At 54.4% G+C, this 1,505-nt stretch carries 1 protein-coding gene and 1 pseudogene; both read right to left on the reverse strand.

Annotated features, from left to right (window positions below; genetic code table 11):
- Positions 1–125: 125 nt before the first annotated feature.
- Positions 126–215 (reverse strand): annotated as a pseudogene (locus OZ10_RS23085) (baseplate assembly protein); the annotation flags it as partial.
- Between the two features lie 684 nt (positions 216–899).
- Positions 900–1,352, reverse strand: a complete 453-nt coding sequence (locus tag OZ10_RS20080) for a phage virion morphogenesis protein (protein WP_039410547.1) — start codon at positions 1,350–1,352, stop codon at positions 900–902.
- Positions 1,353–1,505 lie beyond the last annotated feature (153 nt).

Below are 1,505 nucleotides of genomic sequence, written 5' to 3' on the forward strand. Positions count from 1 at the left end.
ATCGAGATGTTCTACAACCCCAACCGCCGCCACGGTTCAACTGGCGACTTGTCCCCTGTAGAGTTTGAACGGCGCTACGCGCAACGAGGGTCTTGAGTGTCTACGGAACCCTGGGCGTATCAAAGTGCCTCAGCGAAGATCGTCTCGAAGTCCAGCGCCTCGATCAAATCCGGCGCCTGCAGCTTAGAGAGGTCAACTGCAGTGAAAGAAGCCATAGTGGCACCAATGGGGAATCCAGGTAGGGTTCCCCATCGGGTCGTTCAGACCAATGCAAATGCTTTGTAGAGCGCTGCTCTACAAGGCGATCTGAACTAAAGGAGTTGCATTTTAACTACTGCAAATCAGTGCAAGCATTTGCCACGATCGATTGATTGTGAATTCAGAAAATATGATTACCTGTCTACACAAATCCACTCGCCAGTGACATTAAATTTACCTGACCCGATCCAACCTGCACTCGTCCTTCCGAGACGTACTGACTTTGTTTGTGGAAAGCCGCTCTTGCACCTGGCATATCCATACTTCCATTGGTTGCTCCAAATCTCAGATCTGGATGGACCATTCGCGTTGTATGAGGTCATCTCGCTTGCTTGCCAGAACAAACCTATGTCTCTTGCAGAAGCTGCGCCGGCGAATGCCGTGGCTAGCAAGGCACCAGCTAACAGAAATTTATTTCGTGCAGTAGCTGAGGTTGAGTTCGGTGAAGTGCTCATTATTTCTCCGTTCGATTTGCGTGGCGTGGGGTGCGTGGGAAGTCTCTTAAACAGCTAGTCACTCACAGCCGAGACTACAATTCAGGCGGGATGGAGCAATGGAGGCCACTTCGTTTGGCAGCGTTTTTCTTCGCGAAAATCAGTTGAGCCGCACAGATCATGTAAGTGACAGGGGTCTTATTGAGACTAGCCATCCCCAAAGTGACTTAGGATTATGTTTTCTGTGATGTGACGATCTTCTTTGGTAAAACCCAATAACATGCGTTTTTCGTAACGCGCCCTCGGGCCACTTGGCCGCACCTGCTCACTTAGGCCCTCCTGATGCACGCGTGCGATGCGGGAAACGCGTCCCATGAATCCCACGCTCACGTGGTTAGGGCTGGCGCTGACCTTGAAGTACTTGGCCTGCCGCAGCTTGGCAAACATCTTCTTGCGTTTGACTCTGCCCGCCTTATCCCGCAGTTGCTGCTTGCGTGGTGCGTAGGGAGTGCCGTCCGGTGCTTGCTGCTTACCGATGCGCTGGCTTTGCGAGCGCCGCAACGCGGTGCCGATCTTGCGTGCCAGCTTGCGCCGCTCGCCCTCTTGCAGGCGCGCCAGCAGCGGTGCGGCCCAGGTCTCCAGCGCGGTCAGGTCATCCATGTCGGATCGATCTGCGGCTCGGGTGCATGGGTGATGTCGCGACGTCCCCCCGCCCTGAGTAGCGGTCGGGTTTAGAGTCCGGGGTTGATGATATCGGTGTTTGCCAGATGTTGGGCATAAGCGGACGGCGTCATGCCGCCAATTGCTTTCTTG

Origin of the sequence: Xanthomonas cannabis pv. cannabis, assembly GCF_000802365.1 — a bacterium.
In the GTDB taxonomy this organism is placed as follows: Bacteria; Pseudomonadota; Gammaproteobacteria; order Xanthomonadales; family Xanthomonadaceae; genus Xanthomonas; species Xanthomonas cannabis.

Excerpts from the sequence above, each read along its gene's own strand:
- OZ10_RS20080 (WP_039410547.1), bottom strand. The coding sequence starts at position 1,352 with ATGGATGACCTGACCGCGCTGGAGACCTGGGCCGCACCGCTGCTGGCG.